At 72.9% G+C, this 14,585-nt stretch carries 15 protein-coding genes and 1 tRNA gene; 9 read left to right on the forward strand and 7 right to left on the reverse strand.

Annotation, left to right across the window (positions count from 1 at the left end; genetic code table 11):
- The coding region (locus tag NH339_RS09315; RefSeq protein ID WP_253024697.1) for an FHA domain-containing protein at nucleotides 1-513 on the forward strand (513 nt) is incomplete at its 5' end.
- 101 nt (nucleotides 514-614) lie between these two features.
- Entirely contained in the window at nucleotides 615-1,574 is a 960-nt protein-coding gene (corA, locus tag NH339_RS09320; RefSeq protein ID WP_253024699.1) for a magnesium/cobalt transporter CorA, read from the forward strand.
- A 60-nt stretch (nucleotides 1,575-1,634) separates the two neighbouring features.
- Here the strand turns inward: corA and NH339_RS09325 are convergent, their stop codons facing one another.
- From NH339_RS09325 to NH339_RS09335, 3 genes are read right to left on the reverse strand one after another with little or no spacing between them, the layout of a single operon-like run.
- Complete coding sequence (locus tag NH339_RS09325) at nucleotides 1,635-2,072, reverse strand: hypothetical protein (RefSeq protein WP_253024701.1); 438 nt, start codon at nucleotides 2,070-2,072, stop codon at nucleotides 1,635-1,637.
- 29 nt (nucleotides 2,073-2,101) lie between these two features.
- Nucleotides 2,102-2,794 (reverse strand): SDR family oxidoreductase, encoded by a 693-nt coding sequence (locus tag NH339_RS09330; protein WP_253024703.1) that lies wholly within the window; start codon nucleotides 2,792-2,794, stop codon nucleotides 2,102-2,104.
- Between the two features lie 38 nt (nucleotides 2,795-2,832).
- Nucleotides 2,833-3,672 carry an undecaprenyl-diphosphate phosphatase gene (locus NH339_RS09335; protein WP_253024705.1) on the reverse strand — a complete coding sequence of 280 codons (840 nt, stop codon included), beginning with the start codon at nucleotides 3,670-3,672 and terminating at the stop codon, nucleotides 2,833-2,835.
- A gap of 48 nt (nucleotides 3,673-3,720) precedes the next feature.
- Between NH339_RS09335 and NH339_RS09340 the strand changes: the two genes are divergently transcribed.
- Nucleotides 3,721-4,686 (forward strand): aldo/keto reductase, encoded by a 966-nt coding sequence (locus tag NH339_RS09340; protein ID WP_253024707.1) that lies wholly within the window; start codon nucleotides 3,721-3,723, stop codon nucleotides 4,684-4,686.
- Between the two features lie 2 nt (nucleotides 4,687-4,688).
- Entirely contained in the window at nucleotides 4,689-4,886 is a 198-nt protein-coding gene (locus NH339_RS09345) for a DUF5703 family protein (protein ID WP_253024734.1), read from the forward strand.
- Between the two features lie 25 nt (nucleotides 4,887-4,911).
- On the opposite strand, the gene NH339_RS09350 is transcribed toward NH339_RS09345, so the two are convergent.
- Nucleotides 4,912-6,222, reverse strand: a complete 1,311-nt coding sequence (locus NH339_RS09350; protein WP_253024709.1) for a M20/M25/M40 family metallo-hydrolase — start codon at nucleotides 6,220-6,222, stop codon at nucleotides 4,912-4,914.
- A gap of 9 nt (nucleotides 6,223-6,231) precedes the next feature.
- The gene (locus NH339_RS09355; RefSeq protein ID WP_144433738.1) at nucleotides 6,232-6,630 is read right to left on the reverse strand and encodes an SRPBCC family protein; all 399 of its coding nucleotides are present in this window, start codon (nucleotides 6,628-6,630) and stop codon (nucleotides 6,232-6,234) included.
- Nucleotides 6,631-6,666: 36 nt separating this feature from the next.
- Between NH339_RS09355 and NH339_RS09360 the strand changes: the two genes are divergently transcribed.
- The 5 genes from NH339_RS09360 to NH339_RS09380 all read left to right on the forward strand — a co-directional run bounded on the left by NH339_RS09360 (nucleotide 6,667) and on the right by NH339_RS09380 (nucleotide 12,987).
- The gene (locus NH339_RS09360; protein ID WP_067857533.1) at nucleotides 6,667-7,542 is read left to right on the forward strand and encodes a MoxR family ATPase; all 876 of its coding nucleotides are present in this window, start codon (nucleotides 6,667-6,669) and stop codon (nucleotides 7,540-7,542) included.
- Between the two features lie 8 nt (nucleotides 7,543-7,550).
- Nucleotides 7,551-9,032 (forward strand): VWA domain-containing protein, encoded by a 1,482-nt coding sequence (locus NH339_RS09365; RefSeq protein WP_253024711.1) that lies wholly within the window; start codon nucleotides 7,551-7,553, stop codon nucleotides 9,030-9,032.
- 179 nt (nucleotides 9,033-9,211) lie between these two features.
- The gene (locus NH339_RS09370) at nucleotides 9,212-11,239 is read left to right on the forward strand and encodes a family 16 glycosylhydrolase (RefSeq protein WP_253024713.1); all 2,028 of its coding nucleotides are present in this window, start codon (nucleotides 9,212-9,214) and stop codon (nucleotides 11,237-11,239) included.
- Nucleotides 11,236-12,303, forward strand: a complete 1,068-nt coding sequence (locus NH339_RS18855; RefSeq protein ID WP_253024715.1) for a GGDEF domain-containing protein — start codon at nucleotides 11,236-11,238, stop codon at nucleotides 12,301-12,303. Before NH339_RS09370 ends, NH339_RS18855 begins: the two co-directional genes overlap by 4 nt.
- A 45-nt stretch (nucleotides 12,304-12,348) precedes the next feature.
- Nucleotides 12,349-12,987 (forward strand): potassium channel family protein, encoded by a 639-nt coding sequence (locus NH339_RS09380; RefSeq protein ID WP_253024717.1) that lies wholly within the window; start codon nucleotides 12,349-12,351, stop codon nucleotides 12,985-12,987.
- Between the two features lie 84 nt (nucleotides 12,988-13,071).
- On the opposite strand, the gene NH339_RS09385 is transcribed toward NH339_RS09380, so the two are convergent.
- Together NH339_RS09385 and NH339_RS09390 are read right to left on the reverse strand one after the other, a co-directional pair.
- Nucleotides 13,072-13,157, reverse strand: a tRNA-Leu gene (locus NH339_RS09385).
- Between the two features lie 78 nt (nucleotides 13,158-13,235).
- Nucleotides 13,236-14,522: a DUF445 domain-containing protein gene (locus NH339_RS09390; protein WP_253024719.1), complete on the reverse strand. Its 1,287-nt coding sequence runs from the start codon at nucleotides 14,520-14,522 to the stop codon at nucleotides 13,236-13,238.
- Nucleotides 14,523-14,585: the final 63 nt, after the last annotated feature.

Consider the following 14,585-nt stretch of genomic DNA (forward strand, 5'->3'; position numbering starts at 1 on the left):
CGCGCCCTGACGAGCGGCGGCGACGCGCTCGACGTGCCGCCGCCGGTCGCCTGGCCGGACCTGCCCACCGCGCCGTGGGCACGACGTCGGGTGACGACCACCCACGACCCGTACGGCGGCGGCCACCCCCGCCTCTACCTCTCCGACACGCGCGTCCCCGCGATGGCGCGCGAGGTGCGGGTGCATCACCTCGCCCTCGGGGAGACGTCGATCGGCGCCGGCGAGGGCTGCGACCTCGTGCTCGACGACACGAGCGAGCTGCAGGCCGTCGTCACGCGCACGGACGACGACGAGTACGTGATCGGCGCGCGGGGGCGGGCGACCCCGACGTTCGTGAACGGTCGTGAGCTCCCGGTGCAGACGTTGCGCACGGGCGCGCGGATCGAGGTCGGGCCGTGGCGACTGACCTACGTGCGCGACGAGTTCGCCGACCACGGTCGTCCGTTCGGCGGGCGCCAGGGCGGCGAGATCGGCCGGCAACGCCCCCAGGAGCCCCCGCGGTACCAGCGCTGACCCGACGCCGGCGCTGGACGACGGGACGGCCACGCGCCCCGCGGTGACCACCGCGGGGCGCGTCGCGCGTGCGGGGACCGTGGGTGGTCCAGAATGTGTGCGTGATCGTCGACTGCGCCACCTACCGCGACGGCGTCCGCCAGGACACCGCCCACGATGAGCAGTCGCTCCGCGAGGCGCTCGACGCCCTGGAGGACCACGAGTTCATCTGGATCGGCATGGCGAACCCGCGCGTCGACGAGCTGTCCCGGGTCGCGTCGGCACTCTCGCTGCACCCGTTGGCGGTCGAGGACGCGCTGGAGGCGCACCAGCGGCCGAAGGTCGAGCGGTACTCCGACCACTTGTTCGCCTCGCTGCGCAGCGTGACGTACAGCGACGACGACATCCGCACGCACGAGGTCAACGTCTTCCTGGGCGAGAGGTTCCTGCTGACGGTCCGCCACGGCGGCGAGTCGCTGCGCGAGGCCCGTCGACGCGCCGAGTCGGTCGACGGCGCGATGTCGCACGGGCCCACGGCAGCCTTCCACGCCGTGATCGACACGATCGTCGACCACTACGAGGACGTCGCACGCGAGCTGGAGCAGGACGTGGAGGAGGTCGAGACGTCGGTCTTCTCCACCGAGCGCACCAGCGACTCGACGCGCATCTACCGGCTCAAGCGCGAGACGTTGGAGTTCCGGCGCGCGGTGCTGCCGCTGCGCGAGCCGGTCCATCGCTTCGCAACGGTCGCGGTCCCCGAGGAGGCGCGCCCCTACTTCCGCGACATCGCCGACCACCTCGCCCGGGCGGCCGAGGCGATCGACGCCATCGACCACCTCCTCGACAATGCGCTGAACGCGCACCTCGCCCAGCTGTCGGTCCAGCAGAACGAGGACATGCGCAAGCTGACCGCCGGCGCGACGATCTTCGCCGTCCCCACCGCGATCGCCGGCATCTACGGCATGAACTTCCGCTACATGCCGGAGCTCTCGTGGCACCTCGGCTACCCGCTGTGCCTGGCCGTGATCGGCAGCCTCTGCCTCTACATCTACTGGCGCTTCAAGCGGTCGGGGTGGCTGTAGAGCGGCCCCGACAGGGCGCGCATCGTGACGACGTGACGCCGGCTCCCGCAGCAGGGACCGTCACCGAGGCCGCAGGACGTGAGACCCGGGAGGCGTGAGGGGGCCCAGCGAGGCGAGCAGCTGCTCGTGCAGGTCGCCGGCCGCCCGGACGGTGACGGAGGTCCCCTCGTCGCACACCGAGGCCAGCTCCACGCTCCGCGCGTCCCAGACGTCGGAGGAGTACGCGAAGGGCGCGAGGAGCTCGTAGGCCTCCCACTGGGTGGCGTCCCTGGCGTCCCGCCACCCCGTGCAGGCGTAGCCGCGGGACTCCGGCGACAGCACCTGGGCCGCGTCCCGTACGGCGACCGGCCAGCCGCGTGCGACGTCCCAGGGGACGTCGGTCTGGAAGCGGTCGGCCATCGGCCGGACGACGCGTAGGACGGCCCTGACGATATCGGCTCGCGCGTCGTCGGAGAGCCCGGCGGTCTCGACCGCCCACTCGTCGCGTCGCCGTCGCATGCGCCGCACGCTATCGAAGGTGCACGTCCTCAGTCGCCCTTCGGGTCCAGCGTCGGGCGGACGGAGATGGTCTCGAACTGCGCCTCGGGCGGGGCGTCGACGGCGACGCGCACCGCTGCGGCGATGGTGGCCGGCTGGATCATCCGCTCCGGGTGACCGCCGTCGCCGCGCTCCAGCACCTGACGGCCCATCGCCGTGTCGACGATGCCCGGGTGCACGGACACGACGCGCACGCCGTGCTCACGCTCCTCCTCGCGCAGGCAGTCGGCGAAGGTGCGCAGCGCGAACTTGCTGCCCGAGTACACCGCGTTGCCGGGCGTCGAGAACAACCCGGCGCCCGAGTTCACGAGCACGACCGTCGCTCCCCCGTCGCGCAACGTGGGCAGCAGCCGAGACGTCAGGTCGGCGACGCCGAAGACGTTGACCTCGAACACCGAGCGCCAGTCGTCGCGCGTCACCTCGCCGACCGTGCCGTTCACCGCCACGCCGGCCGCGTGCACGAGCACGTCGAGGCGCTCCGGCAACGACGCCGCGTCGACCGCGGCGGCGTCGGCGACGTCGAGCGCCAGGACGCTGGAGCCCTCCAGACCGGACGCGACCGCGTCGAGCTCCTGGACGTCGCGTCCGACGAGGACGACGTCGTGCGTGCGGGCGAGGTCCTCGGCCACGGCGCGGCCGATGCCTCGCGTGGCTCCGGTGACGAGCGCGGTGGGACGGGCCATGTCCCGACCCTAGGACGACGTCTGGGAGGTCGCAGCCGCTAGACCGACGCCGAGACGCCTGCGCCGATGACCCCGAACGCCAGGAGCGCGAGCACCAGCGTGCCGAGCGCGATGCGATAGACGACGAACGGCGCGTACGAGTGCTTGCTCACGTACTGCAGGAGCCAGTGGATGACGGCGAGGCCCACCACGAAAGAGACGACGGTGCCGATCAGCGTCGGCCCCCAGCCGTAGGCGTTCTCGCCGCCCGGCACGTCCTTGAGCTTGTAGAGACCGGCTCCCACCACCGCGGGGATGGCGAGCAGGAAGGCGAAGCGGGTGGCCGCTGCGCGCTCGTAGCCCAGCAGCAGACCCATGCTGATCGTCGCGCCCGACCGGGAGACCCCCGGGACCACCGCGGCCGCCTGCGCGAGGCCCAGGGCCACCGCGTGGGTCCAGGTGAGCTGCTCGATCGGTCGGGTCCGCCGTCCCACACGCTCCGCGACGCCCAGCACGACGCCGAGCACGATCAGCATCGTGGCGATAACCCATAGGTTGCGGAACTGCCGGTCGATCAGGCTCTCCAGCGCGAGCCCGAGCAGCACGATCGGCATCGAGCCGACGATGACGAACCAGCCCATGCGCCACTCGGGCAGCGCGCGGGCGTCCGACGAGACGAGGCCTCGCAGCCACCCGGTGCCGATCCGCCAGATGTCCTTCCAGAAGTACAGGACCACCGCCAGCTCGGTGCCGATCTGGACGACGGCCGTGTACGCCGCGCCCGGGTCGTCCCACCCGAGGAAGCGCGGCACGATCGCGAGGTGCGCGCTGCTGGAGATGGGCAGGAACTCCGTCAGCCCCTGGACGAGGCCGAGCACGACAGATCGCAGGACATCCACCCTGCGAGCCTAGACCTCCGGTGTGGACCTGCGGTCTAGGGTGCTGGCATGCAGGAGCGTCAGGTCGGTCACTCGGGGCTGCGGGTCTCGCGGCTGGGGCTCGGCACCATGACCTTCGGCTCCCAGGTCGACGAGGTCGAGGCCGAGGAGCAGCTCGACGCGTTCCTCGACGCCGGCGGCACGCTCATCGACACCGCTCCCGTCTACGGCGAGGGCCGGGCCGAGGCGTTGGTCGGCGACCTGGTCGCCAAGCGCGGGGTCCGCGACCAGGTCGTGCTGGCCGGCAAGGGCGTCGTCGGGTTCCGGCGGGGCCACGCGGTCACCGACGCCTCCCGCGGCCACCTGCTCGCCCAGCTCGACGCGTCGCTGCGCGCGCTGCGCACCGACCACCTCGACCTCTGGCAGCTCCACGCCTGGGACCCGCTGACGCCATGGGAGGAGACGTTGTCTGCCCTCGAGCACGCCGTGACGACCGGCCGTGTCCGCTACGTCGGCCTGTCCAACTTCGCCGGCTGGCAGGTGGGCCTGGCGGCGGCGACGGCGGCGCGCACGCTCGGACCGCTGCTCGTCGCCCACCAGGTCGAGTACTCGCTGCTCAACCGCACCGTCGAGGAGGAGCTCGTCCCCGCGGCCGAGCACCTGGGGCTCGGCCACCTCGCGTGGTCCCCGCTCGCGCGCGGCGTGCTGACCGGGAAGTACCGCACCGGCACCCCCGCGGACTCGCGGGCGGCCTCCAGCCAGTGGAGCGGCTTCGTCGCCCCGTACCTCGGCCCCGACCTGGCGCCTGTCGTCGACGCCGTCGTCCGGGCCGCGGAGGGACTCGACGCCGCACCGGCCCACGTGGCGCTCGCCTGGGTCCGCGACCGACCGACCGTGGCCTCCACGCTGGTCGGCGCGCGCACCACCGCGCAGCTGCGCACCGCCCTGGGGTCGGACGCGCTCGAGCTGCCGACGGAGATCATCGCGGCGCTGGACGACGTGTCCGCGCCCCACGCCTGGGAGGACGAGAGGTGAGCATGCGACGAGGTGCCGTGGAGTACGAGTTCTGGGACTTCTCGATCCCGCGGACGCAGTCGCGCAACGCCGTCTGCCGGCTCCTGACCGACGCGGCGGAGTTCCAGGGCTGGGAGATCGACCGGCTCCGCAAGGACCGCTCGGGCCACCGCACCGTCCGACTGCGACGAAAGATCATCCGCGTCCGCGCGACGCTCTAGACGATCTTTCGCTGGGATCGCGGCCTCAGGCGAGGTCGAGGAACCGGTCGAAGACCCGTGCCCCGAACTCCAGGGCGTCGACCGGCACGCGCTCGTCGACGCCGTGGAACAGTGCCGTGAAGTCGAGGTCGCCGGGCAGGCGCAGCGGCGTGAACCCGTAGGACGTGATGCCGAGCTTGTCCCACGCCTTGGCGTCCGTCCCGCCGGACATCAGGTAGGGCGCGACGTGCGCGTCCGGGTCCTCGGCGTGCAGGGCCACCGTCATCGCGTCGACGAGGTCGCCGCGGAACGGGTACTCCAGCGCCCGGTCGACGATGTAGGGCTCCACGTCGACGCGGTCGCCGACGATCTCCTGCACGGCGGGCAGGAAGGAGTCGGTGTGTCCCGGCAGGTAGCGGCCGTCGACGTAGGCGACCGCCTCCCCCGGCACGACGTTGTGCTTGTAGCCCGCCTCGAGCATGGTCGCGTTGGTCGAGTTGCGCAGGCCGGCACCGAGCATGCGGATCGCCGGGCCGACGTGCTCGAGGAGCGCGTCGGGGTCCTGCGCGTCGTCGCCGGTGAGCTCGGCGATCTTCGCCAGCAGGAGCTGCATCGACGGTCCCGGCGTCGCCGGCCAGGTGTGCTCGCCGATGGCCGCGAGCGCCTGCGCCAGGTGCGTGATCGCGTTGTCGCTCTGTCGCATCGAGCCGTGCCCGGCCGTGCCACGGGCCCGCAGGCGCATCCAGCTGATGCCCTTCTCGCCGGACTCGATCAGGTACAGCCGCTGTCCCCCGACCTCGAGGGAGAAGCCACCGACCTCGCCGATCGCCTCGGTGCAGCCCTCGAACAGGTCGGGACGGTGCTCGACGAGCCAGTGGGCGCCCTCGCGCCCACCGGCCTCCTCGTCGGAGGTGAACACGAGCGTGACGGGACGCTCCGGCACGGCGCCGGCCCGCTGACGGGCGCGCACGACCGACAGCAGCATGGCGTCGAAGTCCTTCATGTCGACCGCGCCGCGGCCCCACAGGTACCCGTCCGCGACCTCGCCGGCGAACGGGTCGACCGTCCAGTCCGCAGCCTGCGCCGGGACGACGTCGAGGTGGCCGTGCACGAGCAGGCCGTCGCGGCTGGAGGTCTGGTCGCCCCAGCGGGCGACGACGCTCGCCCGACCCGGAGCGGCCTCGACGATCTCGGACTCGATGCCGACCTCGGCCAGCAGGGCCGCGACGTGCTCGGCCGCCTTGCGCTCGCCCGGTCCCTTGCCGTCGCCGTAGTTGGAGGTGTCGAGCCGGATCAGGTCACGGCAGATCTCCAGGGCCTCGGCCTCGGCGGTGTACGACTGCTCGCTGGTGCCCATGCGGGCAGTCTAGGTGCGCAGCAGGTGGTCGACCACGCGGCCGAACAGCCGGCGACCTGCGGCCTCCTCCAGGCGTGCCGCGAAGCGTGGGACGCCCACCGTGTGCGCGACCTCGCGCCACACCACGCGCGACCCGTGCGGCGTGGGCTCCACGTGCACCTCGGCCCAACCCTTCACGACCCGACCGCGCTTCTCGATGCGGCACGAGCGGGGCGGGTCCCAGGCGACGACGTCCATGACGTCGTCGAAGCCGAGCGGCCCCACGCCGGTGCGGGCGACGAACCCGGACTCCGTCCGACGGATCCGCGTCAGTGGCACGGCCTCCCCGTGACGCTCCCAGTCGGTGAGCCGCGCGAAGACCTCGGCGGGCTCCATCGGCACCTCGCGGACGACCTCGAAAGCTCCCACGGCACGATGGTAGGCACGATCGCCGGAAGGGGCACGATGGCCACGACCAACTTCAGCTCGGTGCAGGACGTCAAGGACCGCCTGGCGCAGCAGGGCTACCTCGCGTCCGACGCGATCGCCACGACCGTCTACCTGGCCTCGGTGCTCGGCAAGCCGCTGCTCGTCGAGGGGCCTGCGGGCACGGGCAAGACCGACCTCGCCCGTGCCGTCGCGGCCTCGCAGGACGCCGAGCTGGTCCGGCTCCAGTGCTACGAGGGTGTCGACGAGGCGCGGGCGCTGTACGAGTGGAACCACGCGAAGCAGCTGCTGCGCATCACCGCCGGCCGCGACGAGTCGTGGGACGAGGCCCGCACCGACGTGTTCAGCGAGGAGTTCCTGCTCCCTCGTCCGCTCCTGACGGCGATCCGCCGGACGGAGCCCACCGTGCTGCTCGTCGACGAGACCGACAAGGCCGACGTCGAGATCGAGGGGCTGCTGCTGGAGGTGCTCGGCGACTTCCAGGTGACGGTGCCCGAGCTCGGCACGATCCGCGCCACCCGCCGCCCGTTCGTCGTGCTCACCTCGAACGCCACGCGCGAGCTCTCTGAGGCGCTGCGCCGACGCTGCCTGTTCCTGCACGTCGACTTCCCCGACCCCGAGCTGGAGCGGCGCATCGTCGAGCTCAAGGCTCCGGGCCTCGACGACGCGGTGTCGGCGTCGCTCGTCCGGGTGGTGAACGCCCTGCGCGCGATGCCGCTGCGCAAGACGCCCTCCGTCTCGGAGACCATCGACTGGGCGCAGACGCTGCTCGCCCTCGGCGGCCGGCTCGACGACGACGCCGTGCAGCAGACGCTCGGTGTCGTGCTGAAGCACCACGAGGACATCGAGAAGGCGCGCGAGACGCTCGACGTCGGCGCCGCGCTCGAGGTCTGAGCGGCCGCGTGGACGACGTCAGCGGGACGGCTGCGGTCGGCGAGGACCTCGCCGGCCGGCTCGTCGCGTTCGCGACCGCCCTGCGGTCGAAGGGCATGCGGGTGGGCACCAGCGAGGTCGTCGACGCCGGACAGGTGGCGACCGTGCTCGGTCTCGAGGACCGGGCGCTCCTGCGCGAGGGCCTGGCGGCCGCGCTGGTGCGGCGCGGTGGTCAGCGAGAGGTCTTCGACATGACCTTCGACCTGTTCTTCCCGTCGGGCGTGGGCGCGTCGGCGAGCGTCGCCGAGCACGACGGGCCGCTCGACACCGAGGACCTGCGGGACCTGCTGGTCATGGCCCTCGCAGAGGGTGACCTGCGCACGCTCGAGCAGCTCGCCGAGCTGGCCGTCGACGCGCTGGGCACGGTGGGGACGCCCGGGACCGGCAGCACGGGCTGGTCGGCGTTCCAGACCCTCGACAGGCTGGCTCCGCAGACGGCGATCGCCCGGGCCCTCGCCATGCGCGGCGCCGGTGGCGAGGGTGCGTCGGGCCAGGGGGGCTCAGGGGCGGGGTCGGGTCGAGGACCCGGCGGGCCGCAGGGTCCTGCCGCGCAGTCCGGCGGCGGGGACGCCGCCGACGCGCCGTTCACGGACCGTCTGGAGCGTGACGAGGTCCGGCGGCTGGTGGAGGCGTTCCGCCAGATGGTGGCCTCCGAGGCTCGGCGTCGGACGGCGGAGTCGCGCGGGCGCGACACGATCCTGCGGCACGCGGTGCGGAGCACGAGCGAGCACGTCGACTTCCTGAGCGCGAACCGTCAGCAGCTCGAGGAGCTGCGGGTGGCGGTCGGGCCCCTGTCACGTCGGCTCGCGACGCGGTTGTCCGCCCGGCGACGCGCGTCGCAGCGTGGACGCATCGACGTCCGCCGGACGATGCGCAAGGCGTTGTCGACCGGTGGCGTCCCGATCGTGCCCGTCCACGCCCGGCCGCACCCGGGGCGTCCGGAGCTCGTGCTCCTGTGCGACGTGTCGGGCTCGGTGGCAGGGTTCTCGGCGTTCACGATGCTGCTCGTCCGTGCGCTGAGCGACCAGTTCAGCAAGGTGCGCGTGTTCGCCTTCGTGAACGCCACCGCGGAGGTGACCGACATCGTCAAGGACGGGGGCGACCTGGCGGAGCGCATCGCGGCGGAGGCGCGCGTGACCTCCTGGCACGGCTCGAGCGACTACGGCGAGGCGTTCGCGGACTTCGCCGAGCACCACCTCGACGCCGTCGGTCCGCGCACGAGCGTGCTGGTCCTGGGCGACGCCCGCAACAACAACCAGCCCCTCGGGCTGCCCGCCCTCGCCGCGGTGGCGGACCGGGCCCGTCGCACGTTCTGGCTGAACCCCGAGCACCCGACCCGGTGGGGCCTCGGTGACTCCGTGGCACCCGAGTACGCCCAGGTGGTCCCCATGCACGCCTGCAGCACCATCGCCCAGCTCGAGGCGTTCGTGGGCCGTCTGCTGCCGACCTGAGCGGGTGTCCCGAAGGCCGTCGAGCACGGGTCCCGGCCCGCCTCGGGACGTTGTCCCAAAGATTCTCAATTTAAATCAGGACCAAAGTCCCGACCTGTGGTTGAGTTCGTCCCACGAGCAGCGTCGCGGACGGGAGACCGCGTGCTGCGCCAGGGAGAAGAACACCAAGGTGGCACGTCATGGGAGAACGCACCATCGCCCCCGGGAGGTGGGTGCCGCGTATCGGCATCCACCTCCTGTCGGGGGTGCTCGTGGTCGGCGCGATGGCCGCTCCGGCCTCGGCCGCCCTCGGCGGCGGAGCCGCACGCTCCCTCGACCCGGGGCCGGCCACGACGACGTCCGCCTCGGCCACGACCTCCCCCACGACGGCGCAGGTCCTGCGCAACCACGACTTCTCCGCGGGCCGCGCGTCCTGGCACCCCGGCGACCGTGCCCGTCTCGCGGTCCAGCAGCGCTCGTCGCGCCGTGCGCTCGTCGTCAAGAACCACTCACGCCGCACCCGTGACGTCGCGGCGCAGAGCAGCTCCAGCCTGCTGGCCTTCCCCGCGGGCACCCGGGTCACGGTCACGGCACCGATGGCGTCGGGACTGCGGGGAGGCCGGCTGGCCCTGCGGGTCACCGAACGACGCACGTCGGGCGCGACCCGCATCGTCACGGGGCACGCCGTGCCCGGCAGCTGGAGGTACCGCACCGTCTCCACCACCCTGACCATCGCGCACGAGGGCAGCCGGATCGCCGTCCGTCCGGTGCACACCCGCACGCGCGGGCACGCACGCTTCTTCGTGCGGCCGGTGCGTGTGAGCGCCGTGCTGCCGCCGGGCCGCGCCGGCGAGTGGGTGCCGAACAGCAGCTGCCGCTCCGGCGGACTGGGCTGGACGACGTCGTCGAACGCCCAGGTCTCCGGGGTCGACGCGCCCGACCGGGTCTGCCAGGTGCGCGCCAGCAGGAGCGGGACGGTCACGGCCACCTCCCGACGCTCGGGCGACCGCCTGGAGGCCGGGTCGCTCGTGCACGTCGCGAGCCAGGTGTCGACGGTGGGCGGCGCGCGCCCCGTGCGCCTGACCCTGCAGGAGGTGGGGCGCGACGGCGACGTCGTGCAGTCGTTCAGCGGCTCCCGCGACGCCGTCACCGACTGGGCCTGGCTGGGGGCGCAGCTGCGCACCGAGCGGTCGGGCAGCCGTGTCCGGGTCGTCTATCGCGGCGAGGACCTCCCGCGGGGCGCCGCCCTGCGGTTCCGCGGTGCGGACGTGACGGTGACCTCGCCGTCGACGCCGACCCCCGAGCCGACGCCGTCCGAGCCGACGCCCACGCCACCGACCCCGACCGACCCCGGCCCGACACCCGAGCCCACGACACCCACGCCGACGGCGAGCCCGACCCCCACGCCGGAGCCGACGCCACCGGGCAGCACCACCCGGACCTGCGACGACCTGAACTCGCCGCAGCGCCGCACCCTGAGCTTCGCCGACGAGTTCGACGGGACGAGCCTCGACACCACCAAGTGGCGGGTGCGCGACCGGACGCACCTCTCCTTCGACGCGGCGTACGTGACGAAGGACGCCGTCGACGTGTCCGACGGGACCCTCACGATCGAGGGACGCCGCCGCTCGACCCCGGCGTCCGTCTCCAGCGGCGTCAGGGAGCGGTGGTACGACACGGGCTACCTCGACACCGTCGGGACGTTCTCCCAGAAGTACGGACGCTGGGAGATGCGGGCCAAGCTGCCGACCTCGCGCGCCATGACCCGCGGCGTCTGGCCGGCCTTCTGGCTGCGCGGTGACCGCACCAACGGCGAGATCGACGTCATGGAGGCGTACGGCGGCGAGTCGACGCAGCGCTGGAACCCCGCCGGCTCCTACACGACGACGCTGTGGGAGGACACGAACCTGGGCAAGCAGCGCGGCGAGTGGTACTCGTGGGCGCACCAGAACTGGGCGACGCGGACGCCCGGCGTGTACGAGGGCTTCCACACCTACGGCTTCAACTGGACGCCGGACTGCATGCAGTTCACCTACGACGACCAGGTGCTGTCGACGATCCCGGTCGACGACGTGCCGTGGGCGCGCACCGCGTTCGACAGCCCGTTCAACATCCGACTCAACATGCAGGTGGGCTCGTCCTACTGGGGCATGCCCGACCAGCAGCACACCAAGGACGCCTTCGACTACGTCGTCGACAGCGTCAAGGTCTACCGCGTGAACCCGTGAGGACGCCCGACGGACGATCGGGGACAGCACGAGGACCGGCGGAGCGACCGCCGTGGCGGCGCCCGGGCGCCTGGGACCTGCGGGTCTGGCACGTCTGCGGCGCGGTCGCGGTGTTCGTCGAGTCGGTCGTGCTGGCCGTGACGACGGCGACCAGCACACCGTCCGGCAGCCCGACACCGGTGGCCCTGCTCGTCGCTCCCCCGCTCGCCGCGCTGGTGCTGATGGTCTGCCTCCGGTCGGGCTGCTGGCGGCGTCGTTCGACGCTCCTGCTGTGGCCTGCGGCCGTGTGCGTCGTGTACGGCCTCGTCGGGGTCGACGCGCCGGCCGCGGCGCGCCTCGTGCCGGGGCTGATCAGCATGGCGTTCGTGTTCGCAGGGCTCACGCAGCCGCCCTGGCGCTCGTTGTGGCTCATGGTCCCTGCCGTGCCGGCCTTCGTCGTCGCGTGGGGCGGGCTGGAGGGATCGGTGCTGCAGCGGACGGCGGCGACCGCCGTCATGTGGGTGATCGTGTCCGAGCTGCCCGCCCGGCTGATCACGCACCTCCACGAGCAACGGGCCGAGCTGGAACGCCTCGCGCGCACCGACCCGCTCACCGGCGTGCTCAACCGACGCGACCTCGTCTGTCGCCTGGACACGTCCTCCGGTCGCTCGACGGTGTCCGTGATCGACGTCGACGGGTTCAAGCGGTTCAACGACACCCACGGCCACCTGGCCGGCGACGACCTGCTGCGCAGGCTCGGCGGACTGCTGTCGACGAGCCTGGCCGGCGTGGGCGACGTGTTCCGCACGGGCGGTGACGAGTTCGTCGTGGTGCTCGACGAGGAGGAGTCGAGCGCGCGGCAGCGGCTCGAGGAGGTACGCCGGCGCTGGGCGGCCGGCGAGCAGGTGACGTTGAGCATCGGGATCGCGCCGGGCGGGCCGGAGGCCCTGCGGCACGCCGACCTCGACATGTACGGCGACAAGCGTCTGCGTCGGGCGGCCGAGCAGGTCACGGAGACGCCGCCGGGGAGCCCGCACGGCCGGTCGACGGTCGACCCGTCCGAGGCCGAGGGCGCACCCGGCTGACAGGGCGGTCGCAGGCTCGACGGCGCGGGCCCGATGATGGGGGCCATGACTCGAGTCGAGCGCTGGGAACGTCGTGCCGAGGTCCCGCTCCTGCTGCTGTCGGTGGCCTTCCTGGTCGCCTACGCGTGGCCGGTCCTGGACCCACGCCTGGACCGGGGGTGGCGGGAGTTCTTCGAGACCGTGTCCTGGACGGTCTGGGCCGCGTTCGCCCTGGACTTCGTCGTGCGGCTGGGACTTGCCGACGACCGGCGGGACTACGCGGTGCGTCACTGGTACGACGTCGCGCTCATCGCCGTGCCGATGCTCCGCCCGCTGCGGCTGCTGCGCCTCGTCGCGCTGCTGCGCATCCTCGACCGGTCCGCCGCGGGCAGCCTCGCCGGGCGCACGCTGGTGTACGTGTCGGGGACCGCCGTCGCGTCGGTCGGCCTCGCCTCCCTCGCCGTCCTCCAGGCCGAGCGCGACGCGCCCGGCGCGACCATCACGTCGTTCGGCGACGCGCTCTGGTGGGCGTGCGTGACCGTCACGACCGTCGGCTACGGCGACTACTCCCCCGTCACGACGCAGGGCCGCGTCATCGCCGTCGTGCTCATGGTGGTCGGCATCGGCGTGGTCGGCTCGGTCACCGCGTCGGTGGCCACGGCGATGCTCGCCCGGGCGGAGCGGGAGCGGCGTACTGCCGGGTGACCCCCGAGCCGCTCCGCCGATCGGCCAGGATCGACCCCACCCACGAAAACGAGGAGACCGGCCTCTCGACCGGTCTCCTCAGCGTGTCCGAGGGGGGACTTGAACCCCCATGCCCGTAACCGGGCACTAGCACCTCAAGCTAGCGCGTCTACCTATTCCGCCACCCGGACGTGGACCTCGTGGAGGTCCGTGGTGCAGTCAGGAACTGTACCAGGGGTGCTGCGCGACCCACGCACCCCACCCCCTGCTCAGACGAGGTGGCTGAGCGTGTGGATCACCAGCCCGGCGAGCCCGCCGACGACGGTGCCGTTGATCCGGATGAACTGCAGGTCGCGCCCGACGTGCAGCTCGACCTTGCGCGCGGTCTCCACGCCGTCCCAGCGGTCGACGGTCGCCGAGATGATCGTGGCGACCTCCGAGCCGTAGTGCTCGACGAGGTAGGCGCCGGCGTCGGCGACCACCCGGTCGCCACGCGCCTGCAGGTCGGTGTCGCGCTGGAGCCGGTCGGCCAACGCGTGCAGCTCCTGGAGCGCGCGGCGGCGCAGCATGCCGTCCTCGTCCTGGAGGGTCTCGATCAGCGCGTGGCGCAGGGCGTCCCAGATCGCCACGCCCGTCGTCGTGACCTGCGGCTGGTTCAGCATCCGGCTCTTGAGCCGCTCGAAACGCTCCTGCGTGGCCTCGTCGGACTGCAGGTCGTCGACAAGACGACCGAGCCAGCCGTCGAGCGCCCGCCGGGCGCGGTGCTCGGGCTGGTCGCGGATCTCCTGCACCCAGGTGACCGCCTCGAGGTGCAGCCGGGAGCCCACCCGCTCGTCGACCCACTGCGGCGTCCACCAGGGGGCACGCTCCCCCACCAGCGCCATCACCTCGTCCTCGTTCTCGAGCAGCCACGCGTGCAGCTCGTCGAGCACCAGGTCGACCATGCCGACGTGCGCCTGCTCCGCGAGCACGTCGCCGAGCAGCTTGCCGGCCACCGGCGCGAGCGGCTCCTCCACGAGCCGCGGCACGATCGCGTCGCGCACGAGGGCGGCGACGTCGTCGCGCTTCACGCGGGTGAGGGCGTGCGCGGTGATCTTCGAGCCCTCGCGCACGAGCCGCTCGGCGTGGTCGCCCTCGGCGAGCCAGACGCCCGCGCGCCGCGTGAGCTCGGCGGAGTCCAGGCGCTCCTTCACGACCTCCGGGCGCAGGAAGTTCTCGGTCACGAACTCCTGCAGGCTGGCGCCGAGCGAGGCCTTGCGACGCGGGATGATCGCGGTGTGCGGGATCGGCAGCCCCAGCGGGTGGCGGAACAGCGCCGTCACGGCGAACCAGTCGGCGATCGCGCCGACCATCGCGGCCTCGGCCGCAGCGTTGACGTAGCCCCACGCGCCACCCTGCTCGCGGGTCAGGAGGAAGACGATCGCCGCGACGACGAGCAGCGACGTGGCGACGACGCGCATGCGGCGCAGCCCACGGCGACGGGCCTCGTCGGCGGCCGGGTCGGACGACAGGGCGGGCCCGGCAGCGGCGTTGCGCTCGGTCACAGAGGTGCTCACGGCCCGAGCGTAGGTGAGTCCGGGCGGCTCGGCTGCGCAGCGCCGACGTGACGTCCGCTGCGT

Source organism: Aeromicrobium sp. CnD17-E (assembly GCF_024124745.1).
Classification (GTDB): domain Bacteria; phylum Actinomycetota; class Actinomycetes; order Propionibacteriales; family Nocardioidaceae; genus Aeromicrobium.

Coding starts and splice junctions, on each gene's coding strand:
- NH339_RS09360 (WP_067857533.1), top strand. CDS start 6,667: ATGGCCACGACCAACTTCAGCTCGGTGCAGGACGTCAAGGACCGCCTG.
- NH339_RS09345 (WP_253024734.1), top strand. CDS start 4,689: ATGCGACGAGGTGCCGTGGAGTACGAGTTCTGGGACTTCTCGATCCCG.
- NH339_RS09340 (WP_253024707.1), top strand. CDS start 3,721: ATGCAGGAGCGTCAGGTCGGTCACTCGGGGCTGCGGGTCTCGCGGCTG.
- NH339_RS09380 (WP_253024717.1), top strand. CDS start 12,349: ATGACTCGAGTCGAGCGCTGGGAACGTCGTGCCGAGGTCCCGCTCCTG.
- NH339_RS09325 (WP_253024701.1), bottom strand. CDS start 2,072: ATGCGACGGCGACGCGACGAGTGGGCGGTCGAGACCGCCGGGCTCTCC.
- NH339_RS09370 (WP_253024713.1), top strand. CDS start 9,212: ATGGGAGAACGCACCATCGCCCCCGGGAGGTGGGTGCCGCGTATCGGC.
- NH339_RS09330 (WP_253024703.1), bottom strand. CDS start 2,794: ATGGCCCGTCCCACCGCGCTCGTCACCGGAGCCACGCGAGGCATCGGC.
- NH339_RS09350 (WP_253024709.1), bottom strand. CDS start 6,222: ATGGGCACCAGCGAGCAGTCGTACACCGCCGAGGCCGAGGCCCTGGAG.